Consider the following 16,758-nt stretch of genomic DNA (forward strand, 5'->3'; position numbering starts at 1 on the left):
TAGCCCTGACCTTGTTTTATTAATTTTAACTTACTACAACGTTTAACCTATAATAATATTGGCGCTAAAATAGGTACGATTGCTACTACAATAACACCTACAATAACAACTGCAATACTACCCATAGATTCTTCAGTTTCTCCCAATTCTTTAGCAGCAACTACACCTAATGTGTGACCACTAGTACCTAAAGCAAGACCACGTGCAATTGGGTTTGAAATTTTGAACCATCTTACAATTTTAGTACCTAATGCAGAAATAACTACAGCATTTAAAATAACCGCTAATGATGTAAGTTCTTTCATACCACCGATACCTTCTGATACAGGTAAAGCGATTGCTGTTGTTGCAGCTTGAGGTAACATTGAAGCAACAATTTGATTACTGAATTGGAATAAAGTTGCAACTAGATAGATTAAAATAAGTGCAACGATAGTACCTAAAGCAATACCACCAAATATTTGTAACCAATATTTTTTTAATACGTCACGTTTTTTATATAAAGGAATTGCAAAACTAATCGTAGCTGGTTCTAAGAAGAAATTAATAATATCTCCACCTATTTTATAGTTTGCATAACTAATTCCTGTCAATTTTAAGAAAGCAATACCTACAACCATACTAACGAATAAAGGTGCAAGTAAGAAAAATCCATTCGTTTTTTTATAAAAATATGTAGCAATTACAAATGGAATAAGGGAAACTAAAATACCAAAATATGGAGTATTAATACCTAAATGTTCTACCATGATTAACCTCCTATACGACTAGTTTCTTCATTTTTCTCTTTACTAGGGAACAATGATTTTGTCACTAATAATTGAGAAGCGAAACCAGTACAAATTAATAAAAAGATTGTAGATAAAATGATTAATAAAATAATCAATATTGGACTTTGACTTAATACAGGTAATGAATTGATTACTGAAACGCCGGCTGGAACGAATAAAAAACTAATATTATTAGTTAAAGTAGTTCCTACTGTTTCGACTTGTTCTAATTTAACAATTCCAGTACATAAAGCGATAAATAATAATACTAAACCAATTACTGAAGCGGGCATTGGGATAGGCATGAATGCTTCAATAATCTTAGAGATAAACAAAATAACTGCAATTGTTAAAGCTTGTTGGAAGAAATTGTACACTCTTCCAGATGTATGTTGAACTCTTTCTTTTGTAGAAGATGAGTTAGCCATAACATACATTCCTCCTGTTCTATTTGTATATGGATTCGGTAAGAACGTTTGGATTTGTCAAAAATAGGATTCACTTACTAATTTAAAACGTAAACTAAAAGATAAAGTTATTTAGTTTTAAAAAATAAAAAAATCAATTGCAAAGTTCAAACGAATTTTTTGTGAAGTAATTCACGAGCAATTATACAATATAATTCATATTAATTTGTACATTGAATTCGTCGTTTTCGTGACAATTTTCAAAAAATTTATCCTTTTATTTTTTAGTAAGTTTCGACAAATTCATTTATTATTATATAGTAAGCGCTTACCTATTTTAAAGATAATACTAAAAAATATATACTTCAAGATGTAATGGAAAAATAAAAGTAATTGGTGTAAAATATGTATTCATATATACAAATATTCTAAATATTAAAAGAAATTAAAGGGTATTGTAAAAAACTGATAAAATCGATCTAAAAGTAATCAAGCAAATAGAGAAATAGAAAAGGGAAAGCAGTTGTTTTTTTAAGTAAAAACTTTTACATAAATCGATTTAAAATGAGTAAGTAGAATATGGAAAGTGTTTTGTAGGAGGAATTAATATTTTATGAACAAAACTTCAAAGGAGTTTGAAGGAGACAATAGGCTTCTTCTAGGTATTATTTTAGGTGTTATTACTTTCTGGTTATTTGCACAATCATTAGTCAATTTAGTTGTGCCATTACAAACATCATTTAAAAGTGATATTGGCACTATTAATATAGCTGTTAGTTTAACAGCCTTAATGTCAGGACTATTCATTGTAGGTGCTGGTGATTTCGCAGATAAGTATGGGCGCGTAAAAGTTGCATACATTGGCTTAATATTAAATATTATTGGGTCTTTATTAATTATTATTACACCGTTAATACCTTTTTTAATTGCAGGTAGAATATTTCAAGGTTTATCAGCAGCATGTATTATGCCTGCAACCTTAGCTATTATTAACGAATATTATATTGGAACTGCAAGACAAAGAGCATTAAGTTATTGGTCAATTGGATCTTGGGGTGGTAGTGGTATTTGTACGCTATTTGGTGGTCTAATGTCCACACACTTTGGTTGGAGAACCATCTTTATTGTATCAATTGTATTGACATTATTGTCTATGTATTTAATTAAACACACTCCAGAAACGAAAGCAGAACCAGTAATCACTAAAAATGGTGAAGCAAAGAAATTTGATATTGTTGGCTTAATAATACTAATTATTTGTATGTTAAGTATTAACGTTATTATTACACAATCTTCTAAATTAGGATTATTTTCACCAATTATTATAAGTTTAATCGTAGTATTTTTTGTTTCACTAATAGGATTTATTATGTACGAAAATAAAATTAAATATCCTTTAGTAGACTTTAGCTTATTTGCTAATAAAGGGTACAGTGGAGCTACTGTTTCTAACTTTATGTTAAATGGTGTTGCAGGTGGTACGCTAATCGTAGTAAACACTTATTACCAGCAGCAACTTGATTTTAATGAATCTCAAACAGGTGTAATTTCTCTTACATATTTAATCGCTGTATTAATTATGATTCGTGTAGGTGAGAAGATTCTTCAAGCGCTAGGTCCGAAACGACCATTATTAATGGGTAGTGGTATAACAGCTATTGGATTAGTCTTACTATCTTTAACTTTCTTACCAGAACCTTGGTACATTACTTCAAGTGTTATCGGATATTTATTATTTGGTACAGGACTTGGTATTTATGCGACACCATCAACTGATACAGCTGTTGCACAAGCCCCTGATGATAAAGTAGGTGTTGCTTCAGGGGTTTATAAAATGGCTTCTTCTTTAGGTAATGCATTTGGCGTAGCTATTTCGGGAACAATATATGGTTCTTTTGCTTCGCAAATGAATATGGCATTAGGTGGCTTTATGGGCGTTGTCTTAAATGCAGTCATCGCACTAATTGCATTCTTTGCCATTTTATTATTAGTACCTAAGAAACAAACAAATTTATAAGAATAGAATAAACGTTATTATTAAGGTCGAGACAAAAGCATGTCTCGATCTTTATTTATACTCATTAATGTTAGAAAATTATGAAGATTTTGCTATTCACGTTGACGTTATAGCAATTAAATAGTATTTTAAGTTTAACTTTATCATGGAATGAGGGATTTGAATGAAGATTGCTATTGCAGGTTCAGGTGCTTTAGGATGTGGATTTGGTGCTAAACTATTTCAACAAGGTTTTGATGTGACATTAATTGATAGTTGGATGACTCATGTTAAAGCGATTCAAACCAATGGCTTGCATATTGATATAAATGGAGAACGTTGTCATTTAGACATACCAATGTATAGTCATGAAGACATACCTAATAATGATGTTTATGATATAGTATTTTTATTTCCAAAATCGATGCAACTAAAAGATGTCCTAGATTATATCAAACCGCATTTAAGTGAAACGTCTATTGTTGTTTGTACTATGAATGGTTTGAAACATGAACGTTTAATTGAACAATATGTTAAAACATCGCAAATTGTAAGAGGTGTAACAACTTGGACAGCAGGAATAGAAAGTCCAGGTTGTACCCACTTGTTAGGTAGTGGCCCAGTTGAAGTAGGTGGAGTGGTGACTGAAGGAAATAACAATGCTCAAACCATTGTTGAAATATTAAATCAAGCTGGTTTAAATGGTGTGTTGAGTGAAGATTTGCATCAGTCTATCTGGAAGAAAATTTGTGTCAATGGAACAGCGAATGCATTATGCACGATTTTAGAATGCAAAATGTCTTCATTAAATGAAAGTAACGATGCGAAAAATCTTATTTATAAAATTACCCAGGAAATTGTACATGTAGCAACTATTGATAATGTTCATTTAAATCTAGATGAAATATTCGAATATCTACTTGATATCAATGAAAAAGTCGGTCCTCATTATCCATCCATGTATCAAGATTTAATTAATAATCATCGCAAAACAGAAATAGATTATATTAATGGTGCTGTAGCTAAATTAGGTGTTGAGAACGGTATTGATGCACCAGTAAATCAATTTGTTGCTAATCTTATTCATGCTAAAGAAAATAAATTAGACGCCCAATAGATGAAGTATATTTTAAGCTTATAAGCGTATAGAAATTTTTGCTTATAAGCTTATTTTTTAGGATTTGATTCAATAGTAAATATATCAATTATTGAAATAATTGATGATGAATGACTTAAAATATCGTGATAGGGTAAATAAATTAAAATGTTGAATTAAGGAGATGCATATATGAATATTTCATATAAAAATGTATTAATAACTGGTATTGTTGGTGGTTTCTTAGGTGGAGCTGTCAAAATGGGCTGGGAAGCATTAATGCCACCTAGAACACCTGAACGTGATGAAGAACCGCCACCAATGACATTGTTGAACCAACTTGGCTTACCCGAAAACATTAAAAATGCTACTTATCACTACAACGGAAATGACATACCTTTAACAATTATGGGTGTACATTATGGCTTTTCCATTGTAAATGCAATGAGCTATGCATTGATTGCTGATAAGTGTCCACAAGTGAAAGCTTTAAACGGTTCTATTTTCGGAATAATAGTTAATATAGCATTACATGAATACTTATTACCTAAATTATCGTTAACACCAAAAGTGGAAGATTTACCTAAAGAAGAAAGATTATCTGAATTACTTGGGCATATTATTTGGATGAATACGATAGATTTTGTACACTCATCTAACAAGTAAAAATATCCCCCTAATAGAAAAAATAAAGAAAAGGTGAGAATATGAGTAAAATTTTTGTAACTGGAGCGACAGGTTTAATCGGAACAAAATTAACTAAAAGATTAATCGAAGAAGGACATGATGTAGCTGGATTTACTACATCTGAAAATGGTAAAGAAAAATTAGAATCATCTAATGTAAAAGCATATATTGGAGATATTCTAAAATACGATACTATTGATAGTGCTATTGCAGATTTCCGTCCAGAAATCATTATCAATCAAATCACAGATTTAAAAAATGTTGATATGTCTGCTAATACTAAAGTACGTGTTGAAGGATCAAAAAATTTAATTGATGCTGCTCAAAAATATGATGTGAAAAAAGTCATTGCACAAAGTATTGGTTTCGTTTATGAAGCAGGTGAAGGTCTTGCAACTGAAGAAACATCATTAGATTTAGATTCAACAGGTGATCGTAAAATTACAGTTGATGGTGTTATTGGTCTTGAAGAAGAAACATCTCGCATGGACGAATATGTCGTATTAAGATTTGGTTGGTTATACGGACCAGGTACTTGGTATGGAAAAGACGGAATGATTTATAATCAATTTATCGATGGTAAAGTAACATTGTCAGATGGCGTTACTTCATTTGTTCATATTGATGATGCAGTTGAAACATCAATTCAAGCGTTAAACTTTGATAATGGTATTTATAACGTTGCTGATGACGAACCAGTTAAAGGTTCTGACTTTGCTGAATGGTATAAACAACAATTAAATGTTGATCCTGAAATTGATATTCAACCAGCACAACCATTTGAACGTGGTATCACAAATGATAAATTTAAAGCCCAAGGTGGTAAATTAATTTATTCAACTTGGAAAGATGGTATGAATCCTATCAAATAGTAATTTAAAATAAGCGACTTAATGTTACCTTTTATAAAGGTGACATTAAGTCGCTTTTATTTTTTGATTAGTTATTTAATGGTTATCATTTTTAGTGTTTAATGACTTTCTAAGTTGTTCAGCTTCTAATTGTCCTACTTTTGAATAATGACGATGGGCAAAATGCATTTGAATAATTAAAAATGCAGCACTTATAGACCAATATAGGCCTAAAGCAGATGCAGATGTTAAAGATGCATAAGTAATAAATATAGGAGATAACACCATCATGACATAATAGGTTTTGCGTTCTTTTTTAGAATAATGAATAGAATTGACTAATGGCTGAATAAAATACATTAAAGCAGCAATCAAAGTCATCACAATATTCGGCTCTGTTAAATTAAACCATAAAAAATGTGGATATTTAGTAATACCATCACTACTGGGATATTTCAAACTCATATATAGTCCCATTAATATAGGAATTTGTATCACGATTGGTAAACAACCAACGACATTTTTAAATGGATTAATACCGTATTGTTTATACTTTTTCATTAATAATTGATTAGCTGCATTACGCTCTTCTTGAGAAGATGCATTTTTAATTTTTTCTCTAATTTTATCTATTTGTGGTTGAACTACTTTCGTTTTTTCTCGCATGATATGCATATTTTTAACTTGAATAAGCATAAATGGTAATAGAATAAAACGTACAATGAGTACTATTGTTATGATAGCTAGCCCATAGTTCTCGTTAAATAATCTACCTAATAAATGTAGTAACTTATCCATAGGTTGGACGAATGTATTATAAAAAACACCAGCACGATTGTCAGATTTTGAATAATCGCAACCTGTTAAAAATAAAACTACAACTAATAATATTGATATACGTTTGGCCATAAATGACTTCCTCTTTATAAAATATAGCTTTCGTGTAAAGATATGAGCTTTTTGCAATAACACAATTATTTTATGTTTAATATAACAGAAATAAGAGGGCGTTTTATCAAATTATTCGTAACTGTTAACTATTTGAACGTAAGTGTGTCACTTATTTATAGGATTTTTTACTTAAAATAATAATAATGAGTAAAATAGTTATTGAAATAACACAACCGTAAAAGCTAAACAGTGCAAATTTGGCGTGGGTAGGTAACCATGTCATCACAAATGACCAACTATTATTTCCTAATACAAAATAAGGAATTAAATAAATAGCTACACTGATTAATACGAATACCAACATTAATGCTATAAAGGCATAGAGAGAAGCTTTACTTCTTTGAACTTTATATAAGCCATTTTTGATAGCAAATAAACGTTTAAAAATAAAATATAAGCTAATTAAAATACCTAATGCCGATAAAATAGTAATAACAATATTTATGTCATACGCTTGTTCTATCTTAGTTTCGATAGTCGTATAATGTTTATGGTTCATGACTTGTGCATTCAAGTGATCTGCTAGTTGTGATACTTTGGTAGATTTTAAATTTGCTAAAATAACGATACCGTACGACTTCTTAGGATTGAGTAATATAATTGAGGAATAGTTATCTAGCGTCCCAATATGATATACATAATTATTATTTGAATTGGTAAACCAACCTGCAGCATAACCATTTGCATTATCTTCACCTCTTGATTCATTGATAGTTTGATGTGATTGATTAACAATACGTTTTGTTTTGTTAGAAGGTGATAATTGCATTTTAACCCAATGTTCTAAATCTCTAGTATTCGACATTAAATAAGCTGAAGGTGTGTCTCCAATATTGAACGATGGAGCACTTTGTTTAATAACTCCACTGGCTTGTTCATAGCCAACTGCTTCATTTTTATGCTTTGTATTTGTAGTTTTAAATGATGTTTGATTCATATGAAGCGGTTTTAAAATATTCTCTGTAATATAGGTTTGATAAGATTCCTTAGAAACATTTTGTATAACTAACCCCAATACATCGTAATTCATATTTGAATATTCAAATGTATCTCCAGGTTTATGATTTAATTCTTTTCCTTTGATACTATTAACTAAATTGTTGATTGAATCACCATATTGCTCGGTTTGATCCTCACTAGTAATGTTCGAAGGAATGCCACTCTTTTGCCCCAGAAGTTGCTTGATAGTGATATCATATTTTTTATCATTATATGTCATATAGAATCCAGGTATATATTTGGATACTTTATCGTTGAGATGAAGCTTTCCTTTATGTGCTAAATCTAATATGGCATATCCTGTAAAAGCTTTTGTATTAGAAGCAATTTCATATTTTGTTGTTGGTTTTGCTTTTATTTTCTTTTCAACATTTGCATAGCCATATCCTTTATTTAAAAAGACTTTATTATCTTTCACTATTAAAATTGAAGCACCTGGAATATCTCCAGCTTTCATATCTGATTGTACAATTGTATCAATAAAGTTTTGTGATGATTTCGTTAGTAATGTTTCGCTTTTATTATAAGCTAAAAAATGTTTCGTAATAATAACGATTATAAGTATAACTATCGTAAAAATGAGAGTGATGATAAATGGCCTTTTTTTCATAGTTAGAGTTCCCTTTTTAAAATATGTTGCATAAAGTTTTATTAAGTGTAATTTATTATAGCAGGTTTAGAAATATTTTAGCGAGTTAAAGTGCTTGCAATCAAAATGGTTAATCATTAGAATACACATAAATAAAAGTGTAATATAACAATTAAGTTGTATATAGACCTTAAAAATATTAAGGGAGAATCTATACAACTGACTGTGTTGGGAGTATAGTTTATCCATCAACATACAAAGAGGTATTGGAGTTATGTTTAATCAAATTAAAAGACTTTTAATTGGGCGTCCTAAAAAGAATAGGGACTTAAAAAATGAAAAGATTACTAAATTCAAAGCACTAGCGATATTATCATCAGATGCCTTATCTTCTGTTGCATATGGGCCGGAGCAAATACTAATTACGTTATCAGTCGTTGGGGCAGTCGCTTCATGGTATACATTACCAATTGCTGCAGGTGTATTGATTTTATTAGCAGCACTTATATTATCGTATAGACAAATTATATATGCATACCCTAAAGGTGGCGGAGCATATATGGTGTCAAAAACGAATTTAGGCGAGAAGTGGGGATTACTTGCTGGAGGTTCCTTACTGGTTGACTACATTTTAACCGTAGCTGTAAGTATTTCTTCTGGAGCCGATGCATTTGTAGCTGCATTTCCAGGTTTATATCATCATAAGGTATTAATAGCTTGTCTATTAGTTTTGTTTATTTTGATATTGAACTTAAGAGGGTTAACTGAATCAGCGACTTTATTATCCTACCCAGTATATTTATTTATCATAGGATTAGTTGTGTTAATAGTGATAGGTACATGGCGTGTTGCTACTGGTGATATACAACCACATATGCAATCGTCAATTGGAACATCAGTACATGGTGTAACACTCTTTTTACTATTAAAAGCATTTTCTTCAGGGGCTTCTTCTTTAACAGGGGTAGAGGCTATTTCAAATGCTGTTACAAATTTTAAAGATCCAGCTGCTAAAAACGCAGTCAAAACATTAGTAACAATGGGAAGTATTTTAGCATTCCTTTTAGTTGGTATCGTAGGATTAGCTTATGTTTATGGTGTCATGCCGCAAACTGAAACGACAGTATTATCACAATTAGCATCACAAATTTTTGGTGATAATGTGGCCTTTTATTTTGTACAAGCAACAACTGTAATGATTTTAGTATTGGCTGCTAATACAGGTTTTACTGCATTTCCAATGTTAGCTGCGTCTATGTCAAAAGATAAGTATATGCCTAGAATGTTTACAGTCAGAGGTGACCGATTAGGTTATTCTAATTCAATTTTAGTATTAGGAATTTTTGCTATTATATTAATTATTTTATTCAAAGGTAAAACTGAAAATCTTATTCCATTATATGCAGTAGGTGTATTTATTCCATTCACACTGGCACAATTTGGTATGGTATTAAAATGGTTTAGAGAGAGACCAAAGGGTTGGCAAGCGAAACTAGCAATCAATACACTAGGTGGAACAATTACATTTGTTGTATTTATGATATTTTTAATTACTAAATTTACACATGTCTGGCCAATATTATTGTTCTTACCATTCTTTGTATCAATCTTTGTAAGAATTAAAATGCATTATCGTAATGTCGCTGAACAATTGCGATCAGATAAAGATGTATACGATGTACCAGTTGTAGATCGTAGTTTAGCCATTGTACCTATTATGAGTATTACGACTGTAGTAGACAAATCTATTTATTACGCTCAAATGTTAGCTAATAATGATGTGATTGCAGTGCATGTATCATTTGGTGATGAGGATGAAAAAGCATTTCAAGAAAAATGGAAACAACATTATCCAGATGTACGGCTTATTATTTTACACTCCGAATACAGAAGTATTATACGACCGATTTCTAGATTTATCGATAAAATTCACCGTAAAGCAGAAAATCAAAATTATTTAATCACGGTTGTTGTGCCAGAATTTATACCTAAGAAACCATGGCATCATCTATTACACAACCAAACAAGCTTACGCTTAAAAATGCATTTGATTTATCAGAAAAACGTCATCCTCTGTACAATTCCATTTAAACTTAAAAAATAATTAAAAACCACAATGACTGATATTCAGATAAGTGAATAAATAGTCATTGTGGTTTTTTATTTATGATTCTTCAGCAATAATAATTTCATTGTAGTTAATATTTTCTCTTAGTTGTTTAGCAATTTCTGATGTGACTTTTTGTTGCTTAATTAATTCATCTAAAAATTTTCTTTCGGTATAAATTGCGTGTAAACGTAAAGACAATTGTGTTTCTGAAGAAAAATTAGTTATTGCATTATTGTTTCTACTTTGAGTGGTACTTTGTCTTTTACGTAATGTACGTATCAAATTATAATATTGGTTCACAACAAGTGATGTTTCAAGCACATTTGAACTGTTTTGTTCTTTGTGTAATCTAAGTGTGATTTGATGATTCACCACGCGCATAATTTTTTGTACACTTTTTAGTTCATTTTTATATGACTTCAACATTTCAGTACGTCTTTCTTCAATTTGATCTCTTGAAGGTTTGTGTCTTTCATTATTTTGTTCAACTGATATTTTCTCATGATGAGTTGAGTTAACTTTATCTTTATTTTTATTTTGCACTTCTGAAGAAAGGGTATGGGCAGCGTGTTTTCTATAGTTCTTTCTCGCTTTGAATCTTAAATAAATCATGTTAAAGAAACGTGAGAATTTTGTGATAAACGATGCTTCTTTATAGGATTTACTCAACTCTACAATATTTCGGTAATTAGATAATTCTTGAGATGTAATTTTCCCTTTATTAATAAGACGTTCTAAGGTTGCTGTTTCTTCTTCTTCAGCAATTTTGGTTAATCTGTGTAGTTCTTTAGTATCTTTGTTATCTGGTTCTACATTAATTAAGAACGAAAGCTCAGTGAAATATTGATTGAATAAAGGTCTATAATCAATGTTTTCATTTTCTTTAGCATTCTTTTTCAGTTGTTGTATGACAGACTGAATGATAAGTATTTTAGCCGCTTGATATGTCATACCTTGTTTAGTATCTTTGTTTTCCGATTTTGTAATAAGAGGTAAGACGATTTGAGCTAGTATAAGGCTAATTAAAACCATTAATGATGCGATAAATAATAAATCATTTCTATATACAAAGTTTTGATGGTGACTCATCATTGTAGGTAAGGTTAAAGCCATTGATACAGAAATCGTCCCATGAATACCACACATAGTCATGATAAATGAATAAAGTATTCGGTTTGGTGGCTTTTCTTCTGCTAATTCTTCATCTTCAATATAACGTTGTATATTTTTAGGATAATAAAAATCTTTATACCATAAGAAGACCCATATGAAACGGAAGCTATAAATAGCTAATGAAATAAGCAATGTAATACCGATTAAAAATTTAAGATTATCAGGTTCAACTTTCACAATTTCTATAACTACTTCAGGTACGATAAACCCTAAAACGACGAATACAAAACCGTTTAATGCATAGCTCAATGTATTCCAAATCTGGGAATAGTTAATTTGTAATTCTGTTTGAGCACGAAGTAATCTATCTCGTTCTAAACCATGTACTAATCCGGCAAACACAACTGCAATAATACCAGAGGCATGTAATTCTTCGGCAATAAAGTATATAACGAATGGTGTAAGTAACTGAATAAAAGTGAGAGTATTATTATCTTTAAAACCTTTATTTGCAGTTAAAAAGACGCGTAACTGCACTACTAAAATACCAAGAATGACACCAACTAATATCCCTATAATTGTTGATACTATAAATTGTTCAATTGCACTGACTGCCGAGAACATACCAGTAACAAGGGCAGTAACAGCAATTTTAAAAGAAATGATACCAGCAGCATCGTTAAGTAAAGATTCTCCTTCTAAAATAGACATTGCTCCCTTTGGTAAAATCTTTCCTTTAGTTATAGCAGATACGGCTACAGCATCAGTTGGGCAAAGTATTGCTGCAATTGCAAATGCGGCAGGCATTGGTAGCTCGGGCCAAATCCAATGTATAAAGTAGCCGACACCGATAACTGTTGTGAATACTAATGCCATTGCCATCAATATGATAGGTGTTCTATATTCCATTAATTTTGATCTTTTAATATGAGTACCTTCTACAAATAATAATGGTGCAATGACAGCCATCATAAACACTTCAGAATCAAAGTCAAAATGAATAGGAATAGGTAAGGTGAAAATGGCTGCACCCAGTGCAATCTGAATAAACGCTGTGGGAATTTTAGGAAAACGATTATTAATGATTGCACTTAATATAACAGCAAATATAAATATTAAAAATGCTTCAAGTAATTCCATCTTAATCTCCTTATATCAATAATAAGTATTATTTTAACATGAAATATACCATTTAAATTTTGTAAATTTCAAAGTTATATAAAAAAATAGAGTTAGCAAAATCAACTTTGCAAACTCTATATTAATCTTAAGATTATAGGTTTTCAGTATGTTTTTTATCAGCTAATTTTTGTTTCTCAGCTAATTCTTTAGCATTATTTTTGTACTTTTTATAATAAAAGTATAAGAAGATAAACCAGAATGGTGAAATAAAGATAGCCGCTCTAGTATCATCACTAAAGAATAATAATATAAATACGAATGCAAAGAATGCTAATACGACATAGGCAGTTGCTTGTCCACCGAACAATTTAAATTTATTATTTTTATGTTCTTGAGGATTCTTTTTAACGTAAATAATATAAGAAACAATAATCATTGCCCAAACTACTAAGAATAATACTGTTGATAGTGTAGTGACATATATAAATAATTGAATGGCATCTGGAAAGATGAAGTTAAGTAATGCTGCAACTAATAAAGTAAATGATGATACGAACATAGATAAATATGGAACACCATTTGAATTTGTTTTACTTAGCACTTTCGGTCCTAAGCCTTGTTTAGATAAACCAAATAGAATACGACTATTTGAATAAATACCACTATTCGTTGCAGAAGCTGCTGCAGTTAAAACTACAAAGTTAACAATACCGGCAGCAAATGGGATACCAATCAATGTAAATAACTTCACGAATGGACTGCTATCTGGATCAATACCATTCCACGGAATGACAGACATAATGACAAGTAGACCGCCAATATAGAATAGTAAAATTCGAATAGGTACATTATTGATTGCTTTTGGAATCGTTTTTTGAGGATCTTTAGTTTCCCCAGCCGTAACCCCAATCAACTCAATACCAATAAATGAATAGACAGCAATTTGGAATGACATTAAGAACCCAAATATACCATGCGGGAACATACCACCATGTTTAACTAGGTTAGTAAAAGACGCATGCCCGTAGTGTGTCTTGAAAGAAAAGAAGATTAATACTAAACCTACAATTACCATAGCTACAATAGTTACAACTTTGATAATAGAGAACCAAAATTCTAGTTCACCAAATAATCTAGCACCTAATAAATTAAATGAAATCAAGATTAAAACTATGAATAACACGGTTAACCAATGGGGTACTTGTGGATACCAAAAAGCAAAATACTGTCCCATTGCTGTTAGGTCAGACATACTTGAAACAATCCAACAAATCCAGTAGGTCCAACCAATGACGAAACCACCAAAAGGTCCGATATATTCATTAGCTATATCTACAAAAGAATTAAAGTGTGTACCACTTAATAATAATTCCCCTAAAGCACGCATAAATGCAAAAAGTATCATTCCAATAATCATATATGTGAATAATAATGAAGGTCCGGTCAATGCAATCGTTTGTCCGGAACCTAAGAATAGTCCAGTACCAATTGCTCCCCCAATTGCAATTAATTGGATATGTCTATTATTCAACTCTCTATGCAGTTGTCTTGCCATAATTTTCCTCCTCAGGAAAGCAAAATAAACAATTTATGAAAGCGTTTTCTTAAAATTAATACTATAGAACTATTTGGAATAAAGCAATTAATTTTTAAAATATAAGTAAATACATTTATTAAGCTTTGTATGATAATTATTACTTATATTTTTTGAAAAATCACATTATTCTGTAAATCAGGGGTAGTAGCATTAGTTATTAATTACAGAAAACATAACTATTATAATGATAAGTCAATCATTTTTGAAATGATTTGTGAAATTAAGTTTCAAACATTGTCATTTTAAATATAAATAGGGATGTGTAATAATGAATAGCAATGAAAAATATATGAAGAAGGAATCTAAAATGAAAATAGGGGCTATTTCTGATTTACATGTTGATCGAAACCCAAAATTAAATTCACATTATTATTTTGAAACATTAGTAAATGTAATAATGAAGAGAGAAATCGAATTACTCATTATTGCAGGTGATATTTCAAATGATTATCGTCAATCTATCCAATTTATTAAAGATTTGAGAAATAAACTTGAAATACCTGTGTTATTTGTACCAGGTAATCATGATTTATGGTCGGATAGTACAAATAAAAGTTCTAAAGAGATTTTTGAAATATTTAAACAACAAGAAGATTGTTTAATCGAGCGCCCATATATGATTAATGAAAATTGGGCAATTGTTGGTCATACAGGGTGGTATGATTATTCCTTTGCCGATACAAAATTTTCAAAGGAAAAATTACAAAAGGGAAAACATTATGGTGCAACATGGCAAGATAAAGTAAGAATAGATTGTAATCTATCTGATAGAGAGCGTTCATTACAAGCAGCTAATCAAGTTAAAAAGGATATAGCAGCAATAGGCGATCGACAAGTTATTCTAGTTACTCATATCGTTACGCATCCAGCCTTTGTCGTGCCAACACCTCATCGCATTTTTGATTTCTTTAATGCATATATTGGAACAAGTGATTTTAACCATATTTATCAACAAAACAATATTCAGTATAGTATTATGGGGCATGTTCATTTTAGAAAAAATTTCATTGAAAATAATATACATTATATTTGTCCTTGTTTAGGTTATCCACGTCAATGGCGTACAGATGATATTTCTCAGGAAATAAATCATACTTTGGTTGACTTTATCATTTAAAATACCGTCAATCTATTTATATGAAAATATGATGACGGTATAAATTAAGGAGATTTAGTTATTAGGTTTAATATATAGACACATACGGCCTGGTGCATTAAAACTTCGTTCCATTTTTAATTTTTTGATTTTAATGATTTGTTTACTATTTGGAATAATAGCAGGGAATACAATTCCTTTACTGATATGACTCCAAAGTGGATCGATGTAGTAATAATTGTCTTTATCATAGCCAATAAGAAGTGTGACATGAATGTTTGATACAAGTCGAATTTTATAACCATCAAATTTAAAACTACAACGCATTGGTTTAGCGCCTAAACTCGTATGATACATGACTACTGGTTGTTGTTGGTCAATAATTTTTTCCAATTCAGCTAAACTTGTACCTGTACCGTTAATGACATTTGAATTATATTTTTGTAAAAATGGAACAAAAGCCTCTGGAAAAATAGTTTGATGGTAACCAAATTTAACTAGCAAATGATTGCCTACATAACCTTTATAAGGGTTATTTGGGTGTGTTGGCCAATTTTTCATTATGTCAGTTGCTTTAATAGGCTGTTGATTAAATTGAAACATCATTGAAGCAGATACGCCTTCACATCCCATGACCATAGGGATAGGAAACAATTGGCTAATGGGTTTAACAGGTAGAATCGTTTTGTTCATCGGTAATCTCCTTAAGCTGATAAACGTTTATATAGTATTCAATATTATATACTGAGTCTTTATATTTTGGATAATTATTTGTTTGGAAATGTTCATTTTAATGTTATTTCAGAATCAGAAAGGTTATAAATAGTAGAAAGCAGAATTTTTTAAGGGGAGTCAAAAATGAATTATCAAATAAAAAGTATGGAAGCTATTAATCTTATTGGTGTAAAACGCCAATTTAAGAGTGGGGGACATGCACAAAGTAATATCCCAGACTTTTGGGAAGATGTGACAATAATAGGTTTAGATCGCAGATTGTCAGAGAAAAGTGATGAATCATTTGAAGGCTTAGTTGGTCTGTGTATACCACAGCAAGATGGAAAAATGAATTATATGATTGGTGTTCCTAGTGACAAAACACCTAATGATGGATTAGAAACGTACCAGTTAGAGGATAATGACTATCTTGTTGTTAATGCAGTAGGTAAAGTGCCTTATTCTATTAGACATGCGATGCGTCACATTCATAATGAGTTATTGCCTAAGGAACATATTCAGTTAAAACAGGCGCCATTTTTCGAATTGTATCCTAATGGCGATACTCAAGACGATAACTATGTAACTGAACTTTGGTTACCAATAGAGCAAAGTAAATAATAAAAAACGCAAGTGTTTGGCATAGAATAGATATTAAAT

The 16,758-nt window shown here is 30.6% G+C and carries 14 protein-coding genes; 7 read left to right on the top strand and 7 right to left on the bottom strand.

The genetic code is table 11. From position 1 onward, the window contains the following. Window positions 1–47: 47 nt before the first annotated feature. Window positions 48–749, bottom strand: coding sequence for an antiholin-like protein LrgB (lrgB, locus tag NSQ15_RS02065; protein WP_340746895.1), 702 nt, complete (start codon window positions 747–749; stop codon window positions 48–50). Between the two features lie 2 nt (window positions 750–751). Beyond that, on the bottom strand, window positions 752–1,198 hold the full coding sequence (gene lrgA, locus NSQ15_RS02070) for an antiholin-like murein hydrolase modulator LrgA (RefSeq protein WP_017637574.1): 447 nt from the start codon (window positions 1,196–1,198) through the stop codon (window positions 752–754). A gap of 592 nt (window positions 1,199–1,790) precedes the next feature. Here lrgA and NSQ15_RS02075 point away from each other — a divergent pair. From NSQ15_RS02075 to NSQ15_RS02090, 4 genes are all read left to right on the top strand, one after another. After that, a complete protein-coding gene (locus NSQ15_RS02075) occupies window positions 1,791–3,194 on the top strand; it encodes an MFS transporter (protein ID WP_029056139.1) in 1,404 nt (467 codons plus the stop codon). Between the two features lie 163 nt (window positions 3,195–3,357). Beyond that, complete coding sequence (locus tag NSQ15_RS02080) at window positions 3,358–4,290, top strand: 2-dehydropantoate 2-reductase (protein ID WP_154874085.1); 933 nt, start codon at window positions 3,358–3,360, stop codon at window positions 4,288–4,290. Window positions 4,291–4,461: 171 nt separating this feature from the next. After that, entirely contained in the window at window positions 4,462–4,935 is a 474-nt protein-coding gene (locus NSQ15_RS02085; RefSeq protein ID WP_154874088.1) for a DUF1440 domain-containing protein, read from the top strand. Between the two features lie 41 nt (window positions 4,936–4,976). Then, entirely contained in the window at window positions 4,977–5,828 is an 852-nt protein-coding gene (locus NSQ15_RS02090; protein ID WP_340746896.1) for an NAD-dependent epimerase/dehydratase family protein, read from the top strand. 75 nt (window positions 5,829–5,903) lie between these two features. Here the strand turns inward: NSQ15_RS02090 and yidC are convergent, their stop codons facing one another. Both yidC and NSQ15_RS02100 read right to left on the bottom strand, forming a co-directional pair. After that, window positions 5,904–6,716 (bottom strand): membrane protein insertase YidC, encoded by an 813-nt coding sequence (yidC, locus tag NSQ15_RS02095; protein WP_154874091.1) that lies wholly within the window; start codon window positions 6,714–6,716, stop codon window positions 5,904–5,906. A 151-nt stretch (window positions 6,717–6,867) separates the two neighbouring features. Then, window positions 6,868–8,367 carry a serine hydrolase domain-containing protein gene (locus NSQ15_RS02100; protein WP_017637579.1) on the bottom strand — a complete coding sequence of 500 codons (1,500 nt, stop codon included), beginning with the start codon at window positions 8,365–8,367 and terminating at the stop codon, window positions 6,868–6,870. Window positions 8,368–8,620: 253 nt separating this feature from the next. Here NSQ15_RS02100 and NSQ15_RS02105 point away from each other — a divergent pair, with 253 nt between their 5' ends. Then, window positions 8,621–10,450 (top strand): APC family permease, encoded by a 1,830-nt coding sequence (locus NSQ15_RS02105; RefSeq protein WP_046467049.1) that lies wholly within the window; start codon window positions 8,621–8,623, stop codon window positions 10,448–10,450. A 60-nt stretch (window positions 10,451–10,510) separates the two neighbouring features. On the opposite strand, the gene NSQ15_RS02110 is transcribed toward NSQ15_RS02105, so the two are convergent. Beyond that, a complete protein-coding gene (locus NSQ15_RS02110) occupies window positions 10,511–12,709 on the bottom strand; it encodes a cation:proton antiporter (protein ID WP_108000330.1) in 2,199 nt (732 codons plus the stop codon). Window positions 12,710–12,842: 133 nt separating this feature from the next. Further along, a complete protein-coding gene (locus tag NSQ15_RS02115; RefSeq protein ID WP_017637582.1) occupies window positions 12,843–14,246 on the bottom strand; it encodes an amino acid permease in 1,404 nt (467 codons plus the stop codon). 349 nt (window positions 14,247–14,595) lie between these two features. Here NSQ15_RS02115 and NSQ15_RS02120 point away from each other — a divergent pair, with 349 nt between their 5' ends. Next, on the top strand, window positions 14,596–15,405 hold the full coding sequence (locus NSQ15_RS02120; RefSeq protein WP_154835444.1) for a metallophosphoesterase: 810 nt from the start codon (window positions 14,596–14,598) through the stop codon (window positions 15,403–15,405). A gap of 54 nt (window positions 15,406–15,459) precedes the next feature. On the opposite strand, the gene NSQ15_RS02125 is transcribed toward NSQ15_RS02120, so the two are convergent. Then, complete coding sequence (locus tag NSQ15_RS02125) at window positions 15,460–16,077, bottom strand: C39 family peptidase (protein WP_340746897.1); 618 nt, start codon at window positions 16,075–16,077, stop codon at window positions 15,460–15,462. 165 nt (window positions 16,078–16,242) lie between these two features. On the opposite strand from NSQ15_RS02125, the gene NSQ15_RS02130 reads away from it, so the two are divergent. Next, a complete protein-coding gene (locus tag NSQ15_RS02130; protein ID WP_154835293.1) occupies window positions 16,243–16,719 on the top strand; it encodes a GyrI-like domain-containing protein in 477 nt (158 codons plus the stop codon). Window positions 16,720–16,758: the final 39 nt, after the last annotated feature.

This window comes from Staphylococcus sp. FSL W8-0774 (genome assembly GCF_038006785.1).
In the GTDB taxonomy this organism is placed as follows: Bacteria; Bacillota; Bacilli; order Staphylococcales; family Staphylococcaceae; genus Staphylococcus; species Staphylococcus pasteuri.